At 61.7% G+C, this 19,207-nt stretch carries 18 protein-coding genes and 1 tRNA gene; all 19 read right to left on the reverse strand.

Annotation, left to right across the window (positions count from 1 at the left end):
- Nucleotides 1–12 precede the first annotated feature (12 nt).
- Nucleotides 13–2,073: an NADH-quinone oxidoreductase subunit L gene (gene nuoL, locus BMW76_RS06755; RefSeq protein ID WP_090864394.1), complete on the reverse strand. Its 2,061-nt coding sequence runs from the start codon at nucleotides 2,071–2,073 to the stop codon at nucleotides 13–15.
- Between the two features lie 18 nt (nucleotides 2,074–2,091).
- A complete protein-coding gene (gene nuoK / locus BMW76_RS06760) occupies nucleotides 2,092–2,397 on the reverse strand; it encodes an NADH-quinone oxidoreductase subunit NuoK (protein WP_087733282.1) in 306 nt (101 codons plus the stop codon).
- Between the two features lie 17 nt (nucleotides 2,398–2,414).
- Nucleotides 2,415–3,083 (reverse strand): NADH-quinone oxidoreductase subunit J, encoded by a 669-nt coding sequence (locus BMW76_RS06765; RefSeq protein ID WP_090864395.1) that lies wholly within the window; start codon nucleotides 3,081–3,083, stop codon nucleotides 2,415–2,417.
- A gap of 158 nt (nucleotides 3,084–3,241) precedes the next feature.
- Nucleotides 3,242–3,730 (reverse strand): NADH-quinone oxidoreductase subunit NuoI, encoded by a 489-nt coding sequence (gene nuoI, locus BMW76_RS06770; protein WP_012401389.1) that lies wholly within the window; start codon nucleotides 3,728–3,730, stop codon nucleotides 3,242–3,244.
- 15 nt (nucleotides 3,731–3,745) lie between these two features.
- Nucleotides 3,746–4,810: an NADH-quinone oxidoreductase subunit NuoH gene (gene nuoH, locus BMW76_RS06775; RefSeq protein WP_090864396.1), complete on the reverse strand. Its 1,065-nt coding sequence runs from the start codon at nucleotides 4,808–4,810 to the stop codon at nucleotides 3,746–3,748.
- Nucleotides 4,811–7,144: an NADH-quinone oxidoreductase subunit NuoG gene (nuoG, locus tag BMW76_RS06780; protein WP_090864397.1), complete on the reverse strand. Its 2,334-nt coding sequence runs from the start codon at nucleotides 7,142–7,144 to the stop codon at nucleotides 4,811–4,813.
- 97 nt (nucleotides 7,145–7,241) lie between these two features.
- Nucleotides 7,242–8,570 carry an NADH-quinone oxidoreductase subunit NuoF gene (gene nuoF, locus BMW76_RS06785; protein WP_090864398.1) on the reverse strand — a complete coding sequence of 443 codons (1,329 nt, stop codon included), beginning with the start codon at nucleotides 8,568–8,570 and terminating at the stop codon, nucleotides 7,242–7,244.
- Nucleotides 8,567–9,052, reverse strand: a complete 486-nt coding sequence (gene nuoE / locus BMW76_RS06790) for an NADH-quinone oxidoreductase subunit NuoE (RefSeq protein WP_090864399.1) — start codon at nucleotides 9,050–9,052, stop codon at nucleotides 8,567–8,569. The genes nuoF and nuoE overlap by 4 nt, the downstream gene beginning before the upstream one ends.
- A 158-nt stretch (nucleotides 9,053–9,210) precedes the next feature.
- Entirely contained in the window at nucleotides 9,211–10,464 is a 1,254-nt protein-coding gene (locus BMW76_RS06795; protein ID WP_090864400.1) for an NADH-quinone oxidoreductase subunit D, read from the reverse strand.
- A gap of 9 nt (nucleotides 10,465–10,473) precedes the next feature.
- Entirely contained in the window at nucleotides 10,474–11,076 is a 603-nt protein-coding gene (locus BMW76_RS06800) for an NADH-quinone oxidoreductase subunit C (RefSeq protein WP_087733289.1), read from the reverse strand.
- 21 nt (nucleotides 11,077–11,097) lie between these two features.
- Nucleotides 11,098–11,577 (reverse strand): NuoB/complex I 20 kDa subunit family protein, encoded by a 480-nt coding sequence (locus BMW76_RS06805; protein WP_006052903.1) that lies wholly within the window; start codon nucleotides 11,575–11,577, stop codon nucleotides 11,098–11,100.
- Between the two features lie 62 nt (nucleotides 11,578–11,639).
- Nucleotides 11,640–11,999 (reverse strand): NADH-quinone oxidoreductase subunit A, encoded by a 360-nt coding sequence (locus BMW76_RS06810; protein WP_007588164.1) that lies wholly within the window; start codon nucleotides 11,997–11,999, stop codon nucleotides 11,640–11,642.
- Between the two features lie 175 nt (nucleotides 12,000–12,174).
- Nucleotides 12,175–12,259: transfer RNA gene (locus tag BMW76_RS06815), tRNA-Leu, on the reverse strand.
- 112 nt (nucleotides 12,260–12,371) lie between these two features.
- Entirely contained in the window at nucleotides 12,372–12,761 is a 390-nt protein-coding gene (gene secG, locus BMW76_RS06820; protein WP_090864401.1) for a preprotein translocase subunit SecG, read from the reverse strand.
- An 88-nt stretch (nucleotides 12,762–12,849) separates the two neighbouring features.
- Nucleotides 12,850–13,629: a triose-phosphate isomerase gene (tpiA, locus tag BMW76_RS06825; RefSeq protein WP_090864402.1), complete on the reverse strand. Its 780-nt coding sequence runs from the start codon at nucleotides 13,627–13,629 to the stop codon at nucleotides 12,850–12,852.
- 167 nt (nucleotides 13,630–13,796) lie between these two features.
- The gene (locus BMW76_RS06830; RefSeq protein WP_090864403.1) at nucleotides 13,797–14,813 is read right to left on the reverse strand and encodes an NAD(P)H-quinone oxidoreductase; all 1,017 of its coding nucleotides are present in this window, start codon (nucleotides 14,811–14,813) and stop codon (nucleotides 13,797–13,799) included.
- Nucleotides 14,814–14,941: 128 nt separating this feature from the next.
- The gene (gene pnp, locus BMW76_RS06835; protein WP_090864404.1) at nucleotides 14,942–17,080 is read right to left on the reverse strand and encodes a polyribonucleotide nucleotidyltransferase; all 2,139 of its coding nucleotides are present in this window, start codon (nucleotides 17,078–17,080) and stop codon (nucleotides 14,942–14,944) included.
- A gap of 316 nt (nucleotides 17,081–17,396) precedes the next feature.
- On the reverse strand, nucleotides 17,397–17,666 hold the full coding sequence (rpsO, locus tag BMW76_RS06840) for a 30S ribosomal protein S15 (protein ID WP_087733293.1): 270 nt from the start codon (nucleotides 17,664–17,666) through the stop codon (nucleotides 17,397–17,399).
- 190 nt (nucleotides 17,667–17,856) lie between these two features.
- Nucleotides 17,857–19,131, reverse strand: a complete 1,275-nt coding sequence (locus BMW76_RS06845; protein WP_245763144.1) for a branched-chain amino acid ABC transporter substrate-binding protein — start codon at nucleotides 19,129–19,131, stop codon at nucleotides 17,857–17,859.
- Between the last annotated feature and the right edge of the window lie 76 nt (nucleotides 19,132–19,207).

Raw genomic sequence — 19,207 nt, forward strand, 5'->3', positions numbered from 1 at the left:
TCCAGCCTGTTCTTATTTGCCGCCGAGCGTTACAAACAGGGTCAAGAGCCCCAGCATGCCGATGATCATGGCAAACGCGTAATGGTAGATGTAACCCGATTGCAGGAAACGGATCACGCTCGCGAACCAGCCGATAAAGCGCGCGCTTCCGTTGACAATACCGTCGATGACCACGACGTCGCCTTCCTTCCACAGGCCACGGCCGATTGCCACGGCGCCGCGTGCGAACACGACTTCGTTGATCTTGTCCATGTAGTACTTGTTATCCAGCAGCGTATAGATCGGACCGAACACACGGCGCAGCGTAGCGGGCAGATCCGGTCGCTGCAGATACAGGAACCACGCCACCACGACACCCGCGAGCGCCAGCCACACGGGCACACCCGACGCGGCGTGCAGACCCATCGAGGCCCAGCCCTGGAATTCTTCCGCCATCTCGTGCAGCGCCGGATGGTTTTCGCCGATGAAGATAACCTTCTCGAACGCCACGCCGTGCTGGAAGAAATCGCCGTACAGCATCGGGCCGATGCCAATCGCGCCGATCACGATCGACGGAATCGCGAGCAGGACGAGCGGCACCCACACCACCCACGGCGTTTCGTGCGGCTCGTGGGCATGGTCGTCGTGACCATGGCCGTGGCCGTGATCGCCGTGGCCGTGCGCGGCGGCTTCGGCGCCCATCGGCGAGTCAGGATGTTTCGGACCGCGGAAGCGCTCTTCACCGTGGAACACCATAAAGTACATGCGGAACGAGTACAGCGCCGTCACGAACACGCTTGCGACAACGGCGAAGTACGCGAAGCCCGAACCCGGCAGATGCGACAGCTTGACCGCATCGATGATCGAGTCCTTCGAATAGAAGCCCGAGAAGAACGGCGTGCCGATCAGCGCGAGCGAACCGACGAGCGACGTGATCCACGTGATCGGCATGTACTTGCGCAGGCCGCCCATGTTGCGCATGTCCTGGTCGTGGTGCATGCCGATGATGACCGAGCCCGCACCGAGGAACAGCAGCGCCTTGAAGAACGCGTGCGTCATCAGGTGGAACACGGCGACGGGATACGCCGATACGCCGAGCGCAACCGTCATGTAGCCGAGCTGCGACAGCGTCGAGTAAGCGACGACACGCTTGATGTCGTTCTGCACGATGCCGAGGAAACCCATGAACAGCGCCGTGATCGCGCCGATCACCGTGATGAACGACAGCGCCGAATCCGACAGCTCGAACAGCGGCGACATACGCGTCACCATAAAGATACCGGCTGTCACCATGGTTGCCGCGTGAATCAGCGCGGAGATCGGCGTCGGGCCTTCCATCGAGTCCGGCAGCCACACGTGCAGCGGGAACTGCGCCGACTTACCCATTGCGCCGATGAACAGGCAGATGCACGCGACCGTCAGCAGGCCCCAGTCGGTGCCCGGGAAAGTCAGCGAGGCCAGTTCGTGGCTTTTCGCAAACACTTCACCGTAGTTCATCGAGCCGCCGTACGCGAGGATCAGGCCGATGCCCAGAATGAAGCCGAAGTCGCCCACGCGGTTGACGAGGAACGCCTTCATGTTTGCGTAGATCGCGCTCTCACGCTTGAAGTAGAAGCCGATCAGCAGGTACGACACGAGACCCACCGCTTCCCAGCCGAAGAACAGCTGGAGGAAGTTGTTGCTCATCACGAGCATCAGCATCGAGAACGTGAACAGCGAGATGTACGAAAAGAAACGCTCGTAGCCCGTCTCTTCGTCGGCCATGTAGCCGATCGTGTAGATATGCACCATCAGCGACACGAAGGTCACGACGCACATCATCATGGCCGTCAGCGTGTCGACGAGGAAGCCGATTTCGAACTTGACCTTGCCGGCCGTCATCCATTCGTACACGGTCGCATTAAAGCTCGCGCCGTTCAGCACGTCGAGGAAAACGATGCACGAAAGAACGAACGAAATCGCGACGCCGAGGATCGTGACCGAGTGCGCACCCGCACGCCCTACCGTCTTGCCGAACAGCCCTGCGATCAGCGAGCCGGCCAGCGGTGCGAGCGCAACCGCCAGCAACAGGTTTTCATTGAGTGTCGTTGACATAAGAGCCTGTGCCTGAAATTAACCTTTGAGCTGATCGAGATCCTCGACGTTGATCGTGTCGAGGCTACGGAACAGGGTCACCAGAATTGCGAGGCCGATCGCCGCTTCGGCTGCCGCGACGGTCAGCACGAAGAAGACGAAGATCTGGCCATGCACGTCGCCAAGGTAATGCGAGAACGCGACGAAATTCGTGTTGACCGCCAGCAGCATCAGTTCGATCGCCATCAGGATGATGATGACGTTGCGACGGTTCAGGAATATGCCGACGACGCTGATCGCGAACAGGATCGCGCCGAGCACGAGGTAATGGGCAAGTGACAACATGTTTCTTCTCCTCTACGTCAGCTGTTCTTGCCGGCGCCAGCGTCGCCGGTAATGGCTTCAGGTTCAGCCAGACGTTCCTTCTCTGCTGCCATCCTGACCACGCGCACGCGGTCTTCGCGGCGCACCTTCACCTGCTCCGACACGCGCTGGCGCTTGCTGTCCTTGCCATGACGCGCGGTCAGCGCCATCGCCGCGATGATCGCGACCAGCAGCACGAGGCCAGCCACTTCGAACGCGAAGATGTAATCCGTGTAGATGACCTTGCCGATCAGGCGCGTGTTCGACCAGTCGGCGGCGCCCGCAACGGCGGCCGTCGTGTCGCGCACGGGCTGAACCGTCGCGCCATAGCCGTGCCACAGGATCAGCGCCGTTTCGACCACGATGATGGCGCCCACCACCGCTGCCATCGGCACGAAGCGTTTGAAGTCGCGCCGCAGCACGTCGAGATTGATGTCCAGCATCATCACGACGAACAGGAACAGCACCATCACCGCGCCGACGTACACCAGCACCAGCAGGATCGCGAGGAATTCCGCCTGCAGCAGCATCCAGATCGCGGCCGCGTTGAAGAACGCGAGCACGAGGAACAACGCGGATGCCACCGGGTTGCGCGAAGTGATCACCTTCAGCCCTGACACCGTCAGGAGTAACGCGAAGATGTAGAACAGTACGGTCGTGAATTCCATGATTACCGATTCATCGTTAGGCCATCGTCAGGCTTGGTGCTTCGGCGCGCGTCTTCTGATACATCGCTTTCTCTGACGCGGCACCCAAGCGGTCTGGCAGCGCCGCACGGTTTTGCGCCTGGTAAGCCGTGCGGCGTCGAATTGCTATATCAACCCGATCAACGATAGGGTGCGTCGGCTGCCTTGTTCGCAGCGATTTCCGCTTCGTAACGGTCGCCGACTGCCAGCAGCATGTCCTTCGTGAAGTACAGGTCGCCGCGCTTTTCGCCGTGATATTCGAGGATGTGCGTTTCGACGATCGAATCGACCGGGCAGCTCTCCTCGCAGAAACCGCAGAAGATGCATTTGGTCAGGTCGATGTCGTAGCGCGTCGTGCGGCGCGTGTTGTCCGCGCGCGTTTCCGATTCGATCGTGATGGCGAGCGCCGGGCACACCGCTTCGCACAACTTGCATGCGATGCAGCGCTCTTCGCCGTTCTCATAGCGGCGCAGTGCGTGCAGCCCGCGGAAACGCGGCGAGATCGGGGTCTTCTCTTCCGGGAACTGCACCGTGATCTTGCGCTGGAACGTATAGCGTCCCGTCAACGCGAGGCCTTTCAGCAGTTCGGTGAGAAAGAAGGTCTTGAAGAAGTTTTGGATTGCGGTCATGGTTCGTCCGCCTCCTTAATTCCAGATATTCAACGGCGACATGATCCAGAGGCCGACCACGATCACCCAGATCACAGTAACCGGCAGGAACACCTTCCAGCCCAGACGCATGATCTGGTCATAGCGGTAGCGCGGGAACGTCGCACGCGCCCAGATGAATACCGACAACAGGAAGAATACTTTCAGCACCAGCCAGAAGATGCCGGGAATGAACGACAGGAACCCGAACGGTGCACTCCAGCCGCCCAGGAACAGGACGGAAGCCAGCGCCGAGATCACGATCATGTTGATGTACTCGGCGAGGAAGAACAGCGCGAACGCCATGCCCGAGTAATCGATCATGTGACCTGCGACGATTTCCGACTCGCCTTCCACCACGTCGAACGGATGGCGGTTCGTTTCGGCGATGCCCGAGATGAAGTACACGACGAACGCGGGCAGCAGCGGCAGCCAGTTCCACGACAGGAACGTCACGCCGTGGCTCGCGAAGATGCCGCGCATCTGCGATCCGACGATGTCCGAGAGGTTCATCGTGCCTGCCGTCATCATCACGACGACGAGCGCGAAGCCCATCGAGATTTCGTACGACACCATCTGTGCCGCCGCGCGCATCGCGCCGAGGAACGCGTACTTCGAGTTCGACGCCCAGCCGGCGAGAATCACGCCATACACGCCCATCGACGAAATCGAGATTGCGTACAGCAGCCCCGCGTTGATGTCACCGAGCACCGCGCCCGACTGGAACGGAATCACCGCCCACACCGCGAAGGCGGGGACCACCACCATGATCGGCGCGATCAGGTAGATCCAGCGGCTCGCTTGCGTCGGCTGAATCACTTCCTTGAGGAGCAGCTTCAGCACGTCGGCGATCGGCTGCAGGAGACCTGCCGGACCGACGCGGTTCGGGCCGAGACGCACGTGCATCCAGCCGATCAGCTTCCGTTCCCACAGGATCAGGTAAGCCACGCACAACAGGATCGCGACGGACACCACGAGGATGCGCACGAGTGCCCACACCGTAGGCCAGGCCACGCCGAGAAGCTGGCTGCCGCCCGAGTTGATCGTATCGAACAAGGTCATTTACGCCTTCTCCACCACCAGTTCACCGAACAGGCTGCCCAGCGCTGCACCGGCAGGCGTCGCCGCCGATACGCGGACGACCGTCTCCGCAAGATTCGCATCTCGCACGGCCGGAACCTGCACCGAGCGATCGCCCTGACGAACGCGCACCGCGTCGCCTTCCTTCAAACCCAGCTTGTCGAACAGCGCCGCCGGCAAACCGACCGTGTGCGCGGCACGCGCGGCCGCCGTCAGCTGCAACGACTCTGCGCGGCGCACGAGCGGATCGGCGTGATAGATCGGCACATCGGCGATGCGCTCGAACGTGCCATCCGCCGCTTTAGCCGCGCTGCTGCGCGCGACGGCCGTCGTCGTTCTGTTCGACAGGCGCGGCGTCAGATCGCCATCGCCCAATGCGGCGACGCGCACTTCTTCAGCCGTGTCGTATTCGAAGCCCGGCACGCCGAGCAGGCTGCCCAGCACGCGCAGAACCTTCCATGCGGGTCGCGTATCGCCCAGCGGACGCACGACGCCGTTGAACATCTGCACCGTGCCTTCCGCGTTGATGAACGTGCCGGCCGTTTCCGAGAACGGCGCGATCGGCAGCAGGACGTCCGCGTATTCGGCGCCCGTCTGGAACGGCGACATCACGACGACCATTTCCGCCTGATTCAGCGCGGCGAGCGCTTGCGCCGGGTTGGCCGTATCGAATTCCGGTTCGAAGTTCAGCAGCACATAACCCTTGCGCGGCTGCTCGAATACTTCGCGAGCGTTCAGACCGCCCTCGCCCGGCAACGCGCCGACGAGATGAGCGCCGACCGTGTTCGCCGCTTCCGTCAGGAAGCCGAGCGATGCGCCCGTTGCATCAGCGATCCATTGAGCCGCTGCGTGGATGCGCGCGAACTCCGGATGCTGGACAGCGCCGTTGCCGAGCAGCACGACGCGGAGTTCGCCCGTGATGAGCGATGCAGCCGTCTGCTTCGCGACGTCCGACGCCTGCGCGCCTGCGAACGCTTCCGGCAACGCGGTGCCCTTTGCTTCCGACACGGCGGCAGCGATGCCGGCCAGTTCGCCGAGCCATGCGGACGGTGCCGCGGCGATGCGTGTAGCTTGCGGGATCAGCGCGTCGTCGCGCGTCGCCTGCAGCAGTGTGATCTTCGCGCCGCCCTTCGCGGCCTGGCGCAGACGCGCGGCGAACAGCGGATGGTCGCGACGCAGCGACGAGCCGATCACCAATGCCGAATCGAGCGTCGACAGATTGGCGATAGCCGTACCCAGCCACGGCGTGCCGTTTGCACCCGCCGGGAAGTCCGTCTGACGCAGACGGAAATCGACATTCGGCGTACCGACCGCATCCGCGATTTTCTTCAGCAGGAACAGTTCTTCGACCGTGCTGTGCGCGCTGCCGAGCGCGGCAAACGCGTCCGCGCCGTGATCCGCCTTGATGCCCTTCAGGCCCTTGATGACGTATTCGAGCGCTGTCTGCCAGTCCGTCTCGATCCACTGACCGCCTTGCTTGAGCATCGGGCGCGTCAGACGTTCCGGGCTGTTCAGGCCTTCGTACGAGAAACGGTCCTTGTCCGAAATCCAGCACTCGTTGATCGCTTCGTTCTCGAACGGCAGCACGCGCATCACGCGGTTGTTCTTCACCTGCACGACGAGGTTCGCGCCGACGGAATCGTGCGGGCTCACCGACTTGCGGCGCGATAGTTCCCACGTACGGGCGCTGTAGCGGAACGGCTTGCTGGTCAGCGCGCCGACGGGGCACAGGTCGATCATGTTGCCCGAGAGTTCGGAGTCGACCGTCTTGCCGACGAACGACGTGATTTCCGAGTGCTCGCCACGGCCCAGCATGCCGAGTTCCATCACGCCGGCGATTTCTTCGCCGAAGCGGACGCAGCGCGTGCAGTGAATGCAGCGCGTCATTTCTTCCATCGAGATCAGCGGGCCGACGTTCTTGTGGAACACGACGCGCTTCTCTTCGCTATAACGCGACGACGACTTGCCGTAACCGACGGCCAGATCCTGCAGCTGACACTCGCCGCCCTGATCGCAGATCGGGCAATCGAGCGGGTGATTGATCAGCAGGAACTCCATCACCGATTGCTGACCCTTCACCGCCTTTTCCGACTTCGTGCGCACGATCATGCCCGCCGACACCGGCGTTGCGCATGCAGGCACGGCCTTTGGCATCTTCTCGACATCGACGAGACACATCCGGCAGTTGGCCGCAATCGACAGCTTCTTGTGATAGCAGAAGTGAGGGATGTAGGTATCGACCTTATGCGCAGCCTGAATGATCATGCTGCCTTCGGCCACCTCTACTTTCTTGCCGTCTATTTCAAGTTCAACCATGATGGTCAATCTTCCTTAACCTGTTACCGCTCAATCGTTCGCCCGCTCGCCGCTGCGCTGTTGCGCGAAGCGGCGGCTCCTGCGCTTGCCTCTGGCGTTATGCAGCGACCGTTTCCGATGCCGCCGCTGCGCCCGCATGACCGCCGACGAGGCAACGCTTGTTGGCGACGTGATACTCGAATTCGTCCCAGTAGTGCTTGAGCATGCCGCGCACGGGCATGGCAGCCGCATCGCCGAGCGCGCAGATCGTGCGGCCCATGATGTTCTCGGCGACCGAGTTCAGCAGATCCAGATCTTCCTGGCGGCCGAGGCCGTGTTCGATGCGATGCACGACGCGATACAGCCAGCCCGTGCCTTCGCGGCACGGCGTGCACTGACCGCACGACTCTTCGTAATAGAAGTACGACAGACGCAACAGCGAGCGCACCATGCAGCGCGTCTCGTCCATCACGATGACGGCGCCGGAACCCAGCATCGAACCCGCCTTCGCGATCGAATCGTAGTCCATGTCGGTTTGCATCATGATGTCGCCCGGAACCACGGGCGCCGACGAACCGCCGGGAATCACGGCCTTGATCTTCTTGCCGCCGCGCATGCCGCCCGCAAGTTCCATCAGCGTCGAGAACGGCGTGCCGAGCGGGATCTCATAGTTGCCCGGACGCTCGACGTCACCCGACACCGAGAAGATCTTCGTGCCACCGTTGTTCGGCTTGCCCATTTCGAGGTAAGCCTGCGGACCGACCTCCAGCAGGAACGGCACGGCTGCGAACGTTTCGGTGTTGTTGATCGTGGTCGGCTTGCCGTACACGCCGAAGCTCGCCGGGAACGGCGGCTTGAAGCGCGGCTGACCCTTCTTGCCTTCCAGCGATTCGAGCAGCGCAGTTTCTTCGCCGCAGATGTAGGCGCCGTAACCGTGGTGCGCATGCAGCTGGAACGAGAAGCCCGAGCCCATGATGTTGTCGCCGAGGAAACCGGCTGCGCGCGCTTCCTCCAGCGCCTCTTCGAAGCGCTTGTACACTTCGAAGATTTCGCCGTGGATATAGTTGTAGCCGACCGTGATGCCCATCGCGTACGCACCGATGGCCATGCCCTCGATCAGCGAATGCGGATTCCACCGCAGGATGTCGCGGTCCTTGAACGTGCCCGGCTCACCCTCGTCCGAGTTGCAGACGAGATACTTCTGCCCCGGAAACTGACGCGGCATGAAGCTCCACTTCAGGCCGGTCGGGAAGCCCGCACCGCCGCGGCCGCGCAGACCCGAAGCCTTCACGTCGGCGATCACCTGCTCCGGCGGAATCTTCTCTTCGAGGATACGGCGCAGCTGCTTGTAACCACCGCGCGCCACGTAGTCTTGAAGATGCCAGTTGTCGCCGTTCAGGCCGGCGAGAATCAGCGGTTTGATGTGACGATCGTGCAAAGACGTCATTTCGAAAGTTCCTCGAGCAGCTGGTCGATCTTCTCGCGGCTCATGAAGCTGCACATCCGATGGTTGTTCACGAGCAGCACGGGAGCGTCACCGCACGAACCCATGCACTCGCCCTCTTTCAGGGTGAACTTGCCGTCCGGGGTGGTTTCGCCGAAGTCGATGCCGAGCTTCTGCTTCAGATATTCGGCGGCGCTGTCCGAACCGCCATCGGGACCGAGCTGGCACGGCAGGTTCGTGCAGAGCGTGATCTTGTGTTTGCCGACGGGCGAAGTCTCGAACATCGTGTAGAAGGTCGCGACCTCCTGCACGGCGACGGCCGGCATGCCGAGATAGTCCGCGACGAACTCCATCAGTTCGGGCGACAGCCAGCCATGTTCCTGCTGACCGACGGCCAGCGCCGCCATCACGGCGGACTGTTTCTGATCGGCGGGGTACTTCGTGATCGCACGATCGATTTCTTTCAGGCCTTCAGCTGAGATCATTTTCAGACACGACTCTTTCAATTCCTACCGAACGAAAACCTGTCGCGCACTGCGTGTTGCGACAGACCCGGCGTTCCTTTGCTTGACGCGCGCCCCGCTTCTCATGCGTTATCGGCTACGTGAGCGCGCGCCTTGATGAATACTGCTAGTGAATTCGCCTAGCGATCGACTTCACCGAACACGATGTCTTGCGTGCCGATGATCGTCACGGCGTCGGCGATCATGTGACCGCGCGCCATTTCGTCGAGCGCGGACAGATGCGCATAACCCGGCGCGCGAATCTTCAGGCGGTACGGCTTGTTCGCGCCATCCGACACCAGATAGATGCCGAACTCGCCTTTCGGATGCTCGACGGCCGCGTATGCTTCACCTTCCGGCACGTGGAAGCCTTCCGTGAAGAGCTTGAAGTGGTGAATCAGCTCTTCCATGTTCGACTTCATGCCGACGCGCGACGGCGGCGCGACCTTGTGATTGTCCGTCATCACAGGGCCGGGATTCTTGCGCAGCCATTCAATGCACTGTTTCACGATACGCGTGGATTGACGCATTTCTTCGACACGCACCAGATAACGGTCGTAGCAATCGCCATTCACGCCCACGGGGATGTCGAAGTCCAGCTGGTCATACACTTCATACGGCTGCTTCTTGCGCAGATCCCACTCGACGCCCGAGCCGCGCAGCATCGCGCCCGTCAGGCCCAACTGCAACGCGCGCTCCGGACTCACGACGCCGATGCCGACCAGACGCTGTTTCCAGATGCGGTTGTCGGTGAGCAGCGTTTCGTACTCGTCGACGTACTTCGGGAAGCGGTTGAAGAAGTCTTCGATGAAGTCGAGCAGCGAGCCCTGGCGGTTCTCGTTCAGCTTCGACAATGCCTTCGCATTGCGAATCTTCGATGCCTTGTATTGCGGCATCGCGTCCGGCAGATCGCGATAGACGCCGCCCGGACGATAGTACGCAGCGTGCATCCGTGCACCGGATACCGCTTCATACACGTCCATCAGGTCTTCGCGCTCGCGGAACGCGTAGAGAAACACCGCCATCGCGCCGACGTCGAGCGCGTGCGCGCCGATCCACATCAGGTGGTTCAGCACGCGCGTGACTTCGTCGAACAGCACGCGGATGTACTTTGCGCGGATGGGCACGTCGATGCCGAGCAGCTTTTCGATCGCGAGCACATAGCCGTGTTCGTTGACCATCATCGACACGTAGTCGAGACGGTCCATGTACGGCACCGACTGGATGAACGTCTTGTTCTCCGCGAGCTTTTCCGTCGCACGGTGCAGGAGGCCGATGTGCGGATCGGCGCGCTGGATCACTTCGCCGTCGAGTTCCAGCACGAGGCGCAGCACGCCGTGCGCTGCCGGGTGCTGCGGGCCGAAGTTGAGCGTGTAGTTCTTGATCTCTGCCATGACGTTCTCTTAGTGTTTCAGGCCGCCATAGTGATCCTCGCGGATCACGCGCGGCGTGATTTCCCGAGGCTCGATCGTCACCGGCTGATAGACGACGCGCTTCTCTTCCGGGTCGTAGCGCATTTCGACGTAGCCGGAAACCGGGAAATCCTTGCGGAACGGATGACCGATGAAACCGTAATCGGTCAGGATGCGGCGCAGGTCCGGATGACCTTCGAAGACGATGCCGTACAGGTCGAACGCTTCACGCTCGTACCAGTTGGCCGAATTCCAGATCTCGACGACCGACGGAACCAGAGGCACATCGTCGTCCGGTGCGAACACGCGCACGCGCAGGCGCCAGTTGTTCGAGATGGACAGCAGATGCAGGACGGCGGCAAAACGCGGACCTTCGTAAGCGCCTTCACCGTAAGTTTGATAGTCAACACCACACAGGTCGATCAACTGCTCGAAGTGCAGCGTCGCGTCATCGCGCAGACGCTTTGCCACTTCGAGGTAGTCGCCCGCTTTCACGACGATGGTCAGCTCACCGACAGATTCGGTGATGCTCGTCAGGCGGCCGCCAAAGGCCGCCTCGAGGTTCGCTTTGAGGGTCTCGAGTTTGCTTGCCATATTGTGGGGGAGGCTCTGGCTTTATTGACGGGCGATGGTATTGGTGCGGCGGATCTTCGCCTGCAGCTGGATCACGCCGTACACCAGCGCTTCAGCCGTGGGCGGGCAGCCCGGCACATACACATCGACGGGGACGATACGGTCGCAGCCACGCACCACCGAATACGAGTAGTGATAATAGCCACCGCCGTTCGCGCACGAACCCATCGAGATCACCCAGCGCGGCTCGGCCATCTGGTCGTAGACCTTGCGCAGCGCAGGCGCCATCTTGTTGCACAGCGTGCCGGCGACGATCATCACATCCGACTGACGCGGACTCGGACGAAACACTACGCCGAAACGGTCGAGGTCATAACGGGCGGCGCCCGCATGCATCATCTCGACAGCACAACACGCGAGACCGAACGTCATCGGCCACAGCGAACCGGTACGCGTCCAGTTGATCAGCTTGTCAGCCGTGGTGGTGACAAACCCTTCCTTCAAGACCCCTTCGATACTCATTTGTTTTCCACTCCAGACGGGCGGCGAGCCGTCGCCACCCATGCAAACCGGCGATTAACCCGTCACTCCCAATCAAGGCCACCTTTCTTCCAGATATAGGCGAAGCCCAACAGGAATTCGAGCAGAAAAATCATCATCGAGATGAAGCCCGGCCAGCCGATATCGCGCAGGGCAACACCCCACGGGAACAGGAACGCCGTTTCAAGGTCGAAAATGATGAAGAGAATGGCAACCAGGTAGTAGCGCACATCGAATTTCATGCGCGCATCTTCGAACGCTTCGAAGCCGCACTCGTACGGTGCGTTCTTTTCGGTATCCGGCCGATTCGGACCGAGGATCTTGCCGATACTGACCAGTGCTACGCCTAAACCGGTGCCCACGAGGAGGAACAACAATACGGGGAAATAGGCTGCGAGGTTCAAAGCTATCCTCAATCGGTTGGTTCTGAGTGACGTCAGGAGGAGACGTGGACTACTTTGAACAACCCCTGACGCGAAACACTTCGGGATGCTTGATGTCGAAAGCCCACAGCAAACGCAACCCTGGAAGTGAAAATGCCAGCCGAAGCTGAAGCAAGCGGCTGGCATTAGATAACATTGGTGCCGACGGCGAGACTCGAACTCGCACAGCTTTCGCCACTACCCCCTCAAGATAGCGTGTCTACCAATTTCACCACGTCGGCACTGTCTGCAATCCGGGAAAACAACTTGTAAAACCCGCGAATCGCTTCAAGACTTGAATTGTAACCCGCCTAAGCAGTTTGTTCAACGCACAAACGCGTTTTCTTCGAAAATTTATTTCGGCACATCCTGGCCTGGCGCAGAAGCTGCAGATGCAGCAACTGCAGCCGATGCATTAGCCGGTGCAGACGCAGCAGGAGCAACCGATGCAGCCACAGGAGCCGCTGCAGAAGCACCACCGAGCACGCCTGCCGAAGGTTTCGAATGGTAAGCGCCGATGTACGTCAGTGCCAACGTGGTGACGAAGAACACTGCCGCCAGTATCGCAGTCGTACGTGACAGAAAATTAGCAGAGCCCGTCGCGCCGAAGAGACTGCCCGATGCGCCACTACCGAAGGCCGCACCCATGTCGGCGCCCTTGCCGTGCTGCAAAAGCACGAGGCCGATGACGCCAAGCGCCGACAGCAACTGCACGACAATGATCAACGTTTTCAAATACAGCATCACACTCACCTGAGTCTTTATTTAACCGCGCAACAACACATGCTGCGCGTAATGGGTCATCCTCGCCCGGGCACTCTATTTTGTTGTGTCAGCGCGCGGCGGTCGCCGCGACGGCTGCACTGCAGATTGCCAGGAAATCCTTGTCTTTCAGCGATGCGCCGCCGATCAGACCGCCGTCGATATCCGGCTGGCTGAACAGCTCTTCCGCGTTCTCCGGCTTCACGCTGCCGCCGTACAGCAGCGACACGTTCCCCACATCACCGCCCTTCGCTGCGAGACGCGCACGCAGGAATGCATGAACGTCCTGCGCCTGCTGCGCCGTCGCGCTCTTGCCGGTGCCGATGGCCCACACGGGCTCATAGGCAACGACGATGCGAGCCGAATCTTCCACCGACAGCTTCGCGAGCACCGCATCGAGTTGCGCGCCCACGATCTGCTCCGTCTTGCCCGACTCGCGCTCTTCGAGCGTTTCGCCGACGCAAACGATCGGCGTCAAGCCTGCTTCAAGCGCGCGCTGCACTTTCACCGCGACGGTCTCGGCGCTTTCGCGGTGATACGCACGACGCTCGGAGTGCCCAACGATCGCAAACGATGCACCAAATTCAGCGGCCATTTCGGCAGCGACTTCACCGGTGTAGGCGCCCTGCGTGTGCGCGGACACATCCTGCACGCCCCACGCGACGCGGCCGCCTTCCAGCAGCGACTGCGCTTGCGCCAGATAAGGACACGGCACGCATACGCCGACTCGCACATCATCCGGAAGATCGTTCGCGCCATGCGATACGGCTTGCAGCAGCACGCGGTTATCGGCAAGCCGACCGTGCATCTTCCAGTTACCGACTACCAGTTTTGCTCGTTGTTTCGCCATCGTCTCGCTCGTTTTATCGTGGTGCGGGTCCTGGACGCTTCCGCTTCGTCAGCGTCCCCAGCTCTCTGGTGCCCGCGGTCCGCCTGCAAAATTCATGCAGAACGCGCAAAACACACGATTTTACTGTGTGCTGACAGACCGGGTCAAACTCAATCCAATGGGCGCTGTCAAGCACCCGCACCCCAATTCAGCACGATCTTGCCGACGTGCTGGCTGCTTTCCATCAGCGCATGCGCCTGCGCCGCCTGCGCGGCCGGGAACACCTTGTAGATCACCGGCTTGATCGTGCCGTCTTCGAGATGCGGCCACACGCGCTCCTTCAGTTGCGCCGCGATCTTCGCCTTGAATTCGACGGGACGCGGGCGCAGTGTCGAGCCCGTCACCGTCAGACGACGGCGCAGAATGTCGTTCAGATTCATTTCTGCCTTCGCGCCGCCGAGCAGCGCGATGATCACGAGACGACCGCCGTCGGCGAGCGCCTTCAGTTCGCGCGGCACGTAGCTGCCCCCCACCATGTCGAGGATCACGTCGACGCCGCGGTCATTCGTGAGCGACTTGATCACTTCGACGAAATCTTCCGTCTTGTAGTTGATCGCACGTTCCGCGCCAAGCGACTCGCACGCGCGGCACTTTTCGTCCGTGCCGGCCGTCGCGAACACACGAAAGCCGAGCGCATGCGCGATCTGGATCGCCGTCACGCCGATGCCGCTCGATCCGCCTTGCACGAGGAACGTTTCGTTCTCGCCACCCTCGCCTTTGCCGAGCATCGCACGGTCAAAAACATTGCTCCAGACGGTGAAGAAAGTCTCGGGCAAAGCCGCCGCTTCGACATCGGAGAAATCCTTCGGCACGGGCAGGCACTGCAGCAGCGGCACGCTCGCGTATTCCGCATAGCCGCCGCCCGCCATCAGCGCGCACACACGATCGCCGATCTTGAGACCGAACGGATTGCGCTTCTCGTCGATATTTCCGCCGACGATTTCGCCCGCCACTTCCAGCCCCGGCAGATCCGACGCGCCAGGCGGCGGCGCATAGCCGCCCTTGCGCTGGAACACGTCCGGACGATTGACGCCCGACGCGGACACTTTGATCAGCACTTCACCCGCTTTCGGCTCAGGCATCGGCCGCTCGGCAAGGTTCAAGACTTCCGGCGCACCGAATTCGGTGATTTCGATTGCGTTCATCGTCGTCTCTCCCAAGGTCTGGATAGCGCTGCAAACCGGCCAGGAAAACCGCTTCGCACTGCAATCCACCCTACATGAAAAACGGCCGGCGCGCTCTTGCGCCACCGGCCGTCCTGCTATTCACTGCGTTACTGCTGCGGCGTCGGTTCCGTCTGCGCCGCTTCGTTCAGAAGCGCCTTCGCCGACAGACGCACACGACCCTTTTCGTCCGTCTGGATGACCTTGACCTTCACTTGCTGGCCTTCCTTCAGGTAGTCGTTGATGTCCTTGATGCGCTCGTTGGCGATTTCGGAAATGTGCAGCAGACCGTCCTTGCCCGGCAGCAGGTTCACGATCGCGCCGAAGTCCAGCAGCTTGAGCACCGTGCCTTCGTAGATCTGGCCCACTTCGACTTCAGCCGTGATGTTCTCGATGCGCTTCTTCGCTTCGGCCATGCCTTCGCTGCTCGTGCTCGCGATCGTGACGACGCCGTCGTCCGAAATGTCGATCGTCGTGCCCGTTTCTTCCGTCAGCGCGCGGATCACCGAACCGCCCTTGCCGATCACGTCGCGGATCTTTTCCGGATTGATCTTGATGGTGATCATGCGCGGCGCGAATTCGGACAGTTGCGTGTTCGCACCCGAAACGGCTGCCGTCATCTTGCCGAGGATATGCATGCGGCCTTCCTTCGCTTGCGCGAGCGCGACCTGCATGATTTCCTTCGTGATGCCCTGGATCTTGATGTCCATCTGCAGTGCCGTCACGCCGTCAGCCGTGCCCGCCACCTTGAAGTCCATGTCGCCCAGGTGATCTTCGTCGCCGAGGATGTCCGTCAGCACGGCAAACTTGTTGCCTTCGAGGATCAGGCCCATCGCGATGCCCGCGACGTGCGCCTTCATCGGCACGCCGGCGTCCATCAGCGCGAGGCAGCCGCCGCACACCGATGCCATCGACGACGAACCGTTCGACTCGGTGATTTCCGACACGACGCGGATCGAGTAGCCGAACTCGTCCGCTGTCGGCAGGCACGCGACCAGCGCACGCTTCGCGAGACGGCCGTGGCCGATTTCACGACGCTTCGGCGAGCCGACGCGGCCCGTTTCGCCCGTCGCGAACGGCGGCATGTTGTAGTGGAGCATGAAGCGATCGCGGTACTCGCCTTCGAGCGCGTCGATGATCTGCTCATCGCCCTTCGTGCCGAGCGTCGCGACGACGAGCGCCTGCGTCTCGCCACGCGTGAACAGCGCCGAACCGTGCGTGCGCGGCAGCACACCCGTGCGGATTTCGATCGGGCGAACGGTGCGGGTGTCGCGGCCGTCGATACGCGGCTCGCCGTTCAGGATCTGCGAACGGACGATCTTTGCTTCGATGTCGAACAGCACGTTGCCGACGGCTGCCTTGTCGGCTGCCACCGTGCCCGCCGTTGCCGCTTCTTCTTCGAGCTTGACCTGCGTCGCTGCGTAGATTTCCTTCAGGCGGGTCGAACGAGCCTGCTTGTCGCGCGTCTGGTAAGCCGCGGCCAGATCGGCGTAAGCGATTTCGTTGACGCGCGAGATCAGCACTTCGTTCTTCGGCGCCGGCTGCCAGTCCCACTCGGGCTTGCCGCCTTCACGGACGAGTTCGTGGATCGCGTCGATGGCCGTTTGCATCTGCTCGTGGCCGAACACGACAGCGCCCAGCATCACGTCTTCCGGCAGTTGATCCGCTTCGGATTCGACCATCAGCACCGCACGCTCCGTACCCGCGACGACGAGGTCGAGGCGCGATTCCTTGCTTTGCGTGCGAGTCGGGTTCAGCACGTACTCGTTGTTGACGTACGCGACGCGCGCAGCGCCGACGGGACCGTTGAACGGCAGGCCCGACACCGCGAGCGCAGCCGACGCGCCGATCAGCGCGGGGATGTCGGCGGGGACTTCCGGGTTGATCGACATCACGTGCACGACGACCTGCACTTCGTTGTAGAAGCCTTCCGGGAACAGCGGGCGCAGCGGCCGGTCGATCAGGCGCGAAATCAGCGTTTCGCCTTCTGACGGACGGCCTTCGCGGCGGAAGAAGCCGCCCGGAATCTTGCCTGCCGAATAGGTCTTTTCGATGTAGTCGACGGTCAGCGGGAAGAAGTCCTGACCCGGCTTCGCAGTCTTCGCGCCGACGACGGTCGCCAGCACGACGGTGTCTTCGATGTCGACGAGCACGGCACCGCCAGCCTGGCGGGCGATCTCACCCGTTTCCATGCGAACGGTGTGCTGGCCCCACTTGAACTCTTTGACGACCTTGTTAAACATAGACATTTGTCCTCCTTGATCTTTTGGTCATGCCGCGCAGTACAGCGCGCGGCACCGTCAGGACCGAAGCCTTTCGGGTAGAGGAGTGTTATGCCATTCCAGAGAATCGCGTGGATGCCTCCACTTGCACGCGAACCGCTGGAATGACACAGCGCCCTACCCTCAAGCCCGGTTTTGTTTCGTTTTGCCCGCGACGCAACCGGCGCGCCAGACGGGCGATTCGACGGCAAACCTCACACGAAGCGTACCGTCGAAAAACAAAATGCCTGCATCAGCGGAACTGACACAGGCATCTTGCTGACAGAAAGTCCGATGCGTCCGATTACTTACGCAGACCCAGCTTCTCGATCAGAGCGCGGTAACGATCCGCGTCCTTGCCCTTCAGGTAGTCGAGCAGCTTGCGACGACGGCTCACCATGCGCAGCAGACCGCGGCGGCTGTGGTGATCCTTCGTGTGGGCCTTGAAGTGAACCGTCAGTTCGTTGATGCGCGTCGTGAGCAGCGCGACCTGCACTTCGGGGGAGCCGGTGTCGTTTGTGCCACGTGCGAATTGCGCGACGACGTCGGATTTCTTGATTTCAGCTACGGACATGTTGATTTCCTTTGAATCAAACAGGCGGTCACGGAAGAAAGGCCGTGCCGTGGGGTTACAACAAAACGAGTCGCGTATTGTAGCACAGCCGGACCATCCGGCGAACCCCGCCGTTTCGGACCGTGCTTCGGGCGAGGGCCGAGCGCCGTTTCGCGGTCAGTTTTGAGGCGCTTCTGGGCTCATTCACGGCTCACGGCCGCTTCATCCGGCACGTCGTGGCCGGCGCGGTGCGCTCGGGCGGCAATGCCAGCACCGTCCGGAAGCCGTAATGCGAACCCTCGTTGTCGAACTGGACGCCCGGCGTGCCTGCCTTGTCCATCTCCATCACGTAAAGGGGCTGGATCAGTTGATGATCGCCGGCGCGCATCCATGAGGGGTGGAAGCCATTGTCGTATTTCATGCCTTCCAACGCCTTCGCAACCTTGTCGGGCTGCGCGCTGCCCGCCCGGTTCATCGCTGCCGCCAACATTTCGATCATCAGCGGCATGCGCAGCACCGGGTAGTCGTCCTGTGCAGCAGGGAAACGCTGGCGGAACGACGCATACCATGCGTCCGACGCCGCGCCGCCCGCGTTCGGGTGCCAGTCGGCGACGGCGACCACGCGCTTGACGCCCGCATCGCCGAGCGCGGCCGGCGCGCCGAGGCTGTTGCCGTAGAACGTGTAGAACTTCGTAGCGACGCCCTGCTCGCGCGCCGCCTTGACGAGCAGCGTCAGATCATTGCCCCAGTTGCCCGTGATCACGGCATCGGCGCCGCTCCCGCGAATCTTCGCGATGTACGGCGCGAAATCCTTCACGCGGCCGATCGGATGAAACTCGTCGCCGACCACGGCGACATCCGGCCGCTTCGATGCAAGCGCCGCGCGCGCCAGCGTGCTCACGTCATGTCCGAAGCTGTAGTCCTGATTCAGCAGATAGACTTTCTTCACCGACTTGTCGCGCTGGATCACATCGGCGAGCGCGTCCATCCGCATGCCTGCGTGAGCGTCGAAGCGGAAATGCCAGAAGCTGCAGTTCGCATTGGTGAGCGCCGGATCGTCGGCGGAATAGTTGAGGAACAGTTCGCGATTGTCCGGCTCGCGCGTGTTCTGCTTGTCGATCGCGGCCAGCAGCGCCGCGGCCACGGCCGAGCTGTTGCCTTGCGCGATGAAGCCGATATGCCTGTCGGCGGCCGCGCGCAGTTGCACGAGCGCCTCTTCCGCGCTGCCCTTGCTATCGAGCACGACGAGTTCGAGGGGATGCGCGCCGTCCGCGAGCTTCACGCCGCCACGCGCGTTGACCCTCTCGACACCGAAACGCAAATTGCGCTCGACGGCCGCGCCCGCGTTCGCGAACGGACCGGACATGCCTTCGATCATCGCGATACGGATCGGCGCTCCCGACGGCGCATTCTGCGCATGCGCGCTCGCTGCCGGCCACGCTGCGATCGTCGCGATTGCTCCGATCGCACTAATTGACAGCGTCATCGCCGCCACTGCCGCCCTGGTCGATTTTGTTTTCATCAGCGCGTCTCATCTGTCGATCGAAGCGCGGATCATAGGA

Source organism: Paraburkholderia diazotrophica (assembly GCF_900108945.1).
GTDB classification, from domain to species: Bacteria; Pseudomonadota; Gammaproteobacteria; order Burkholderiales; family Burkholderiaceae; genus Paraburkholderia; species Paraburkholderia diazotrophica.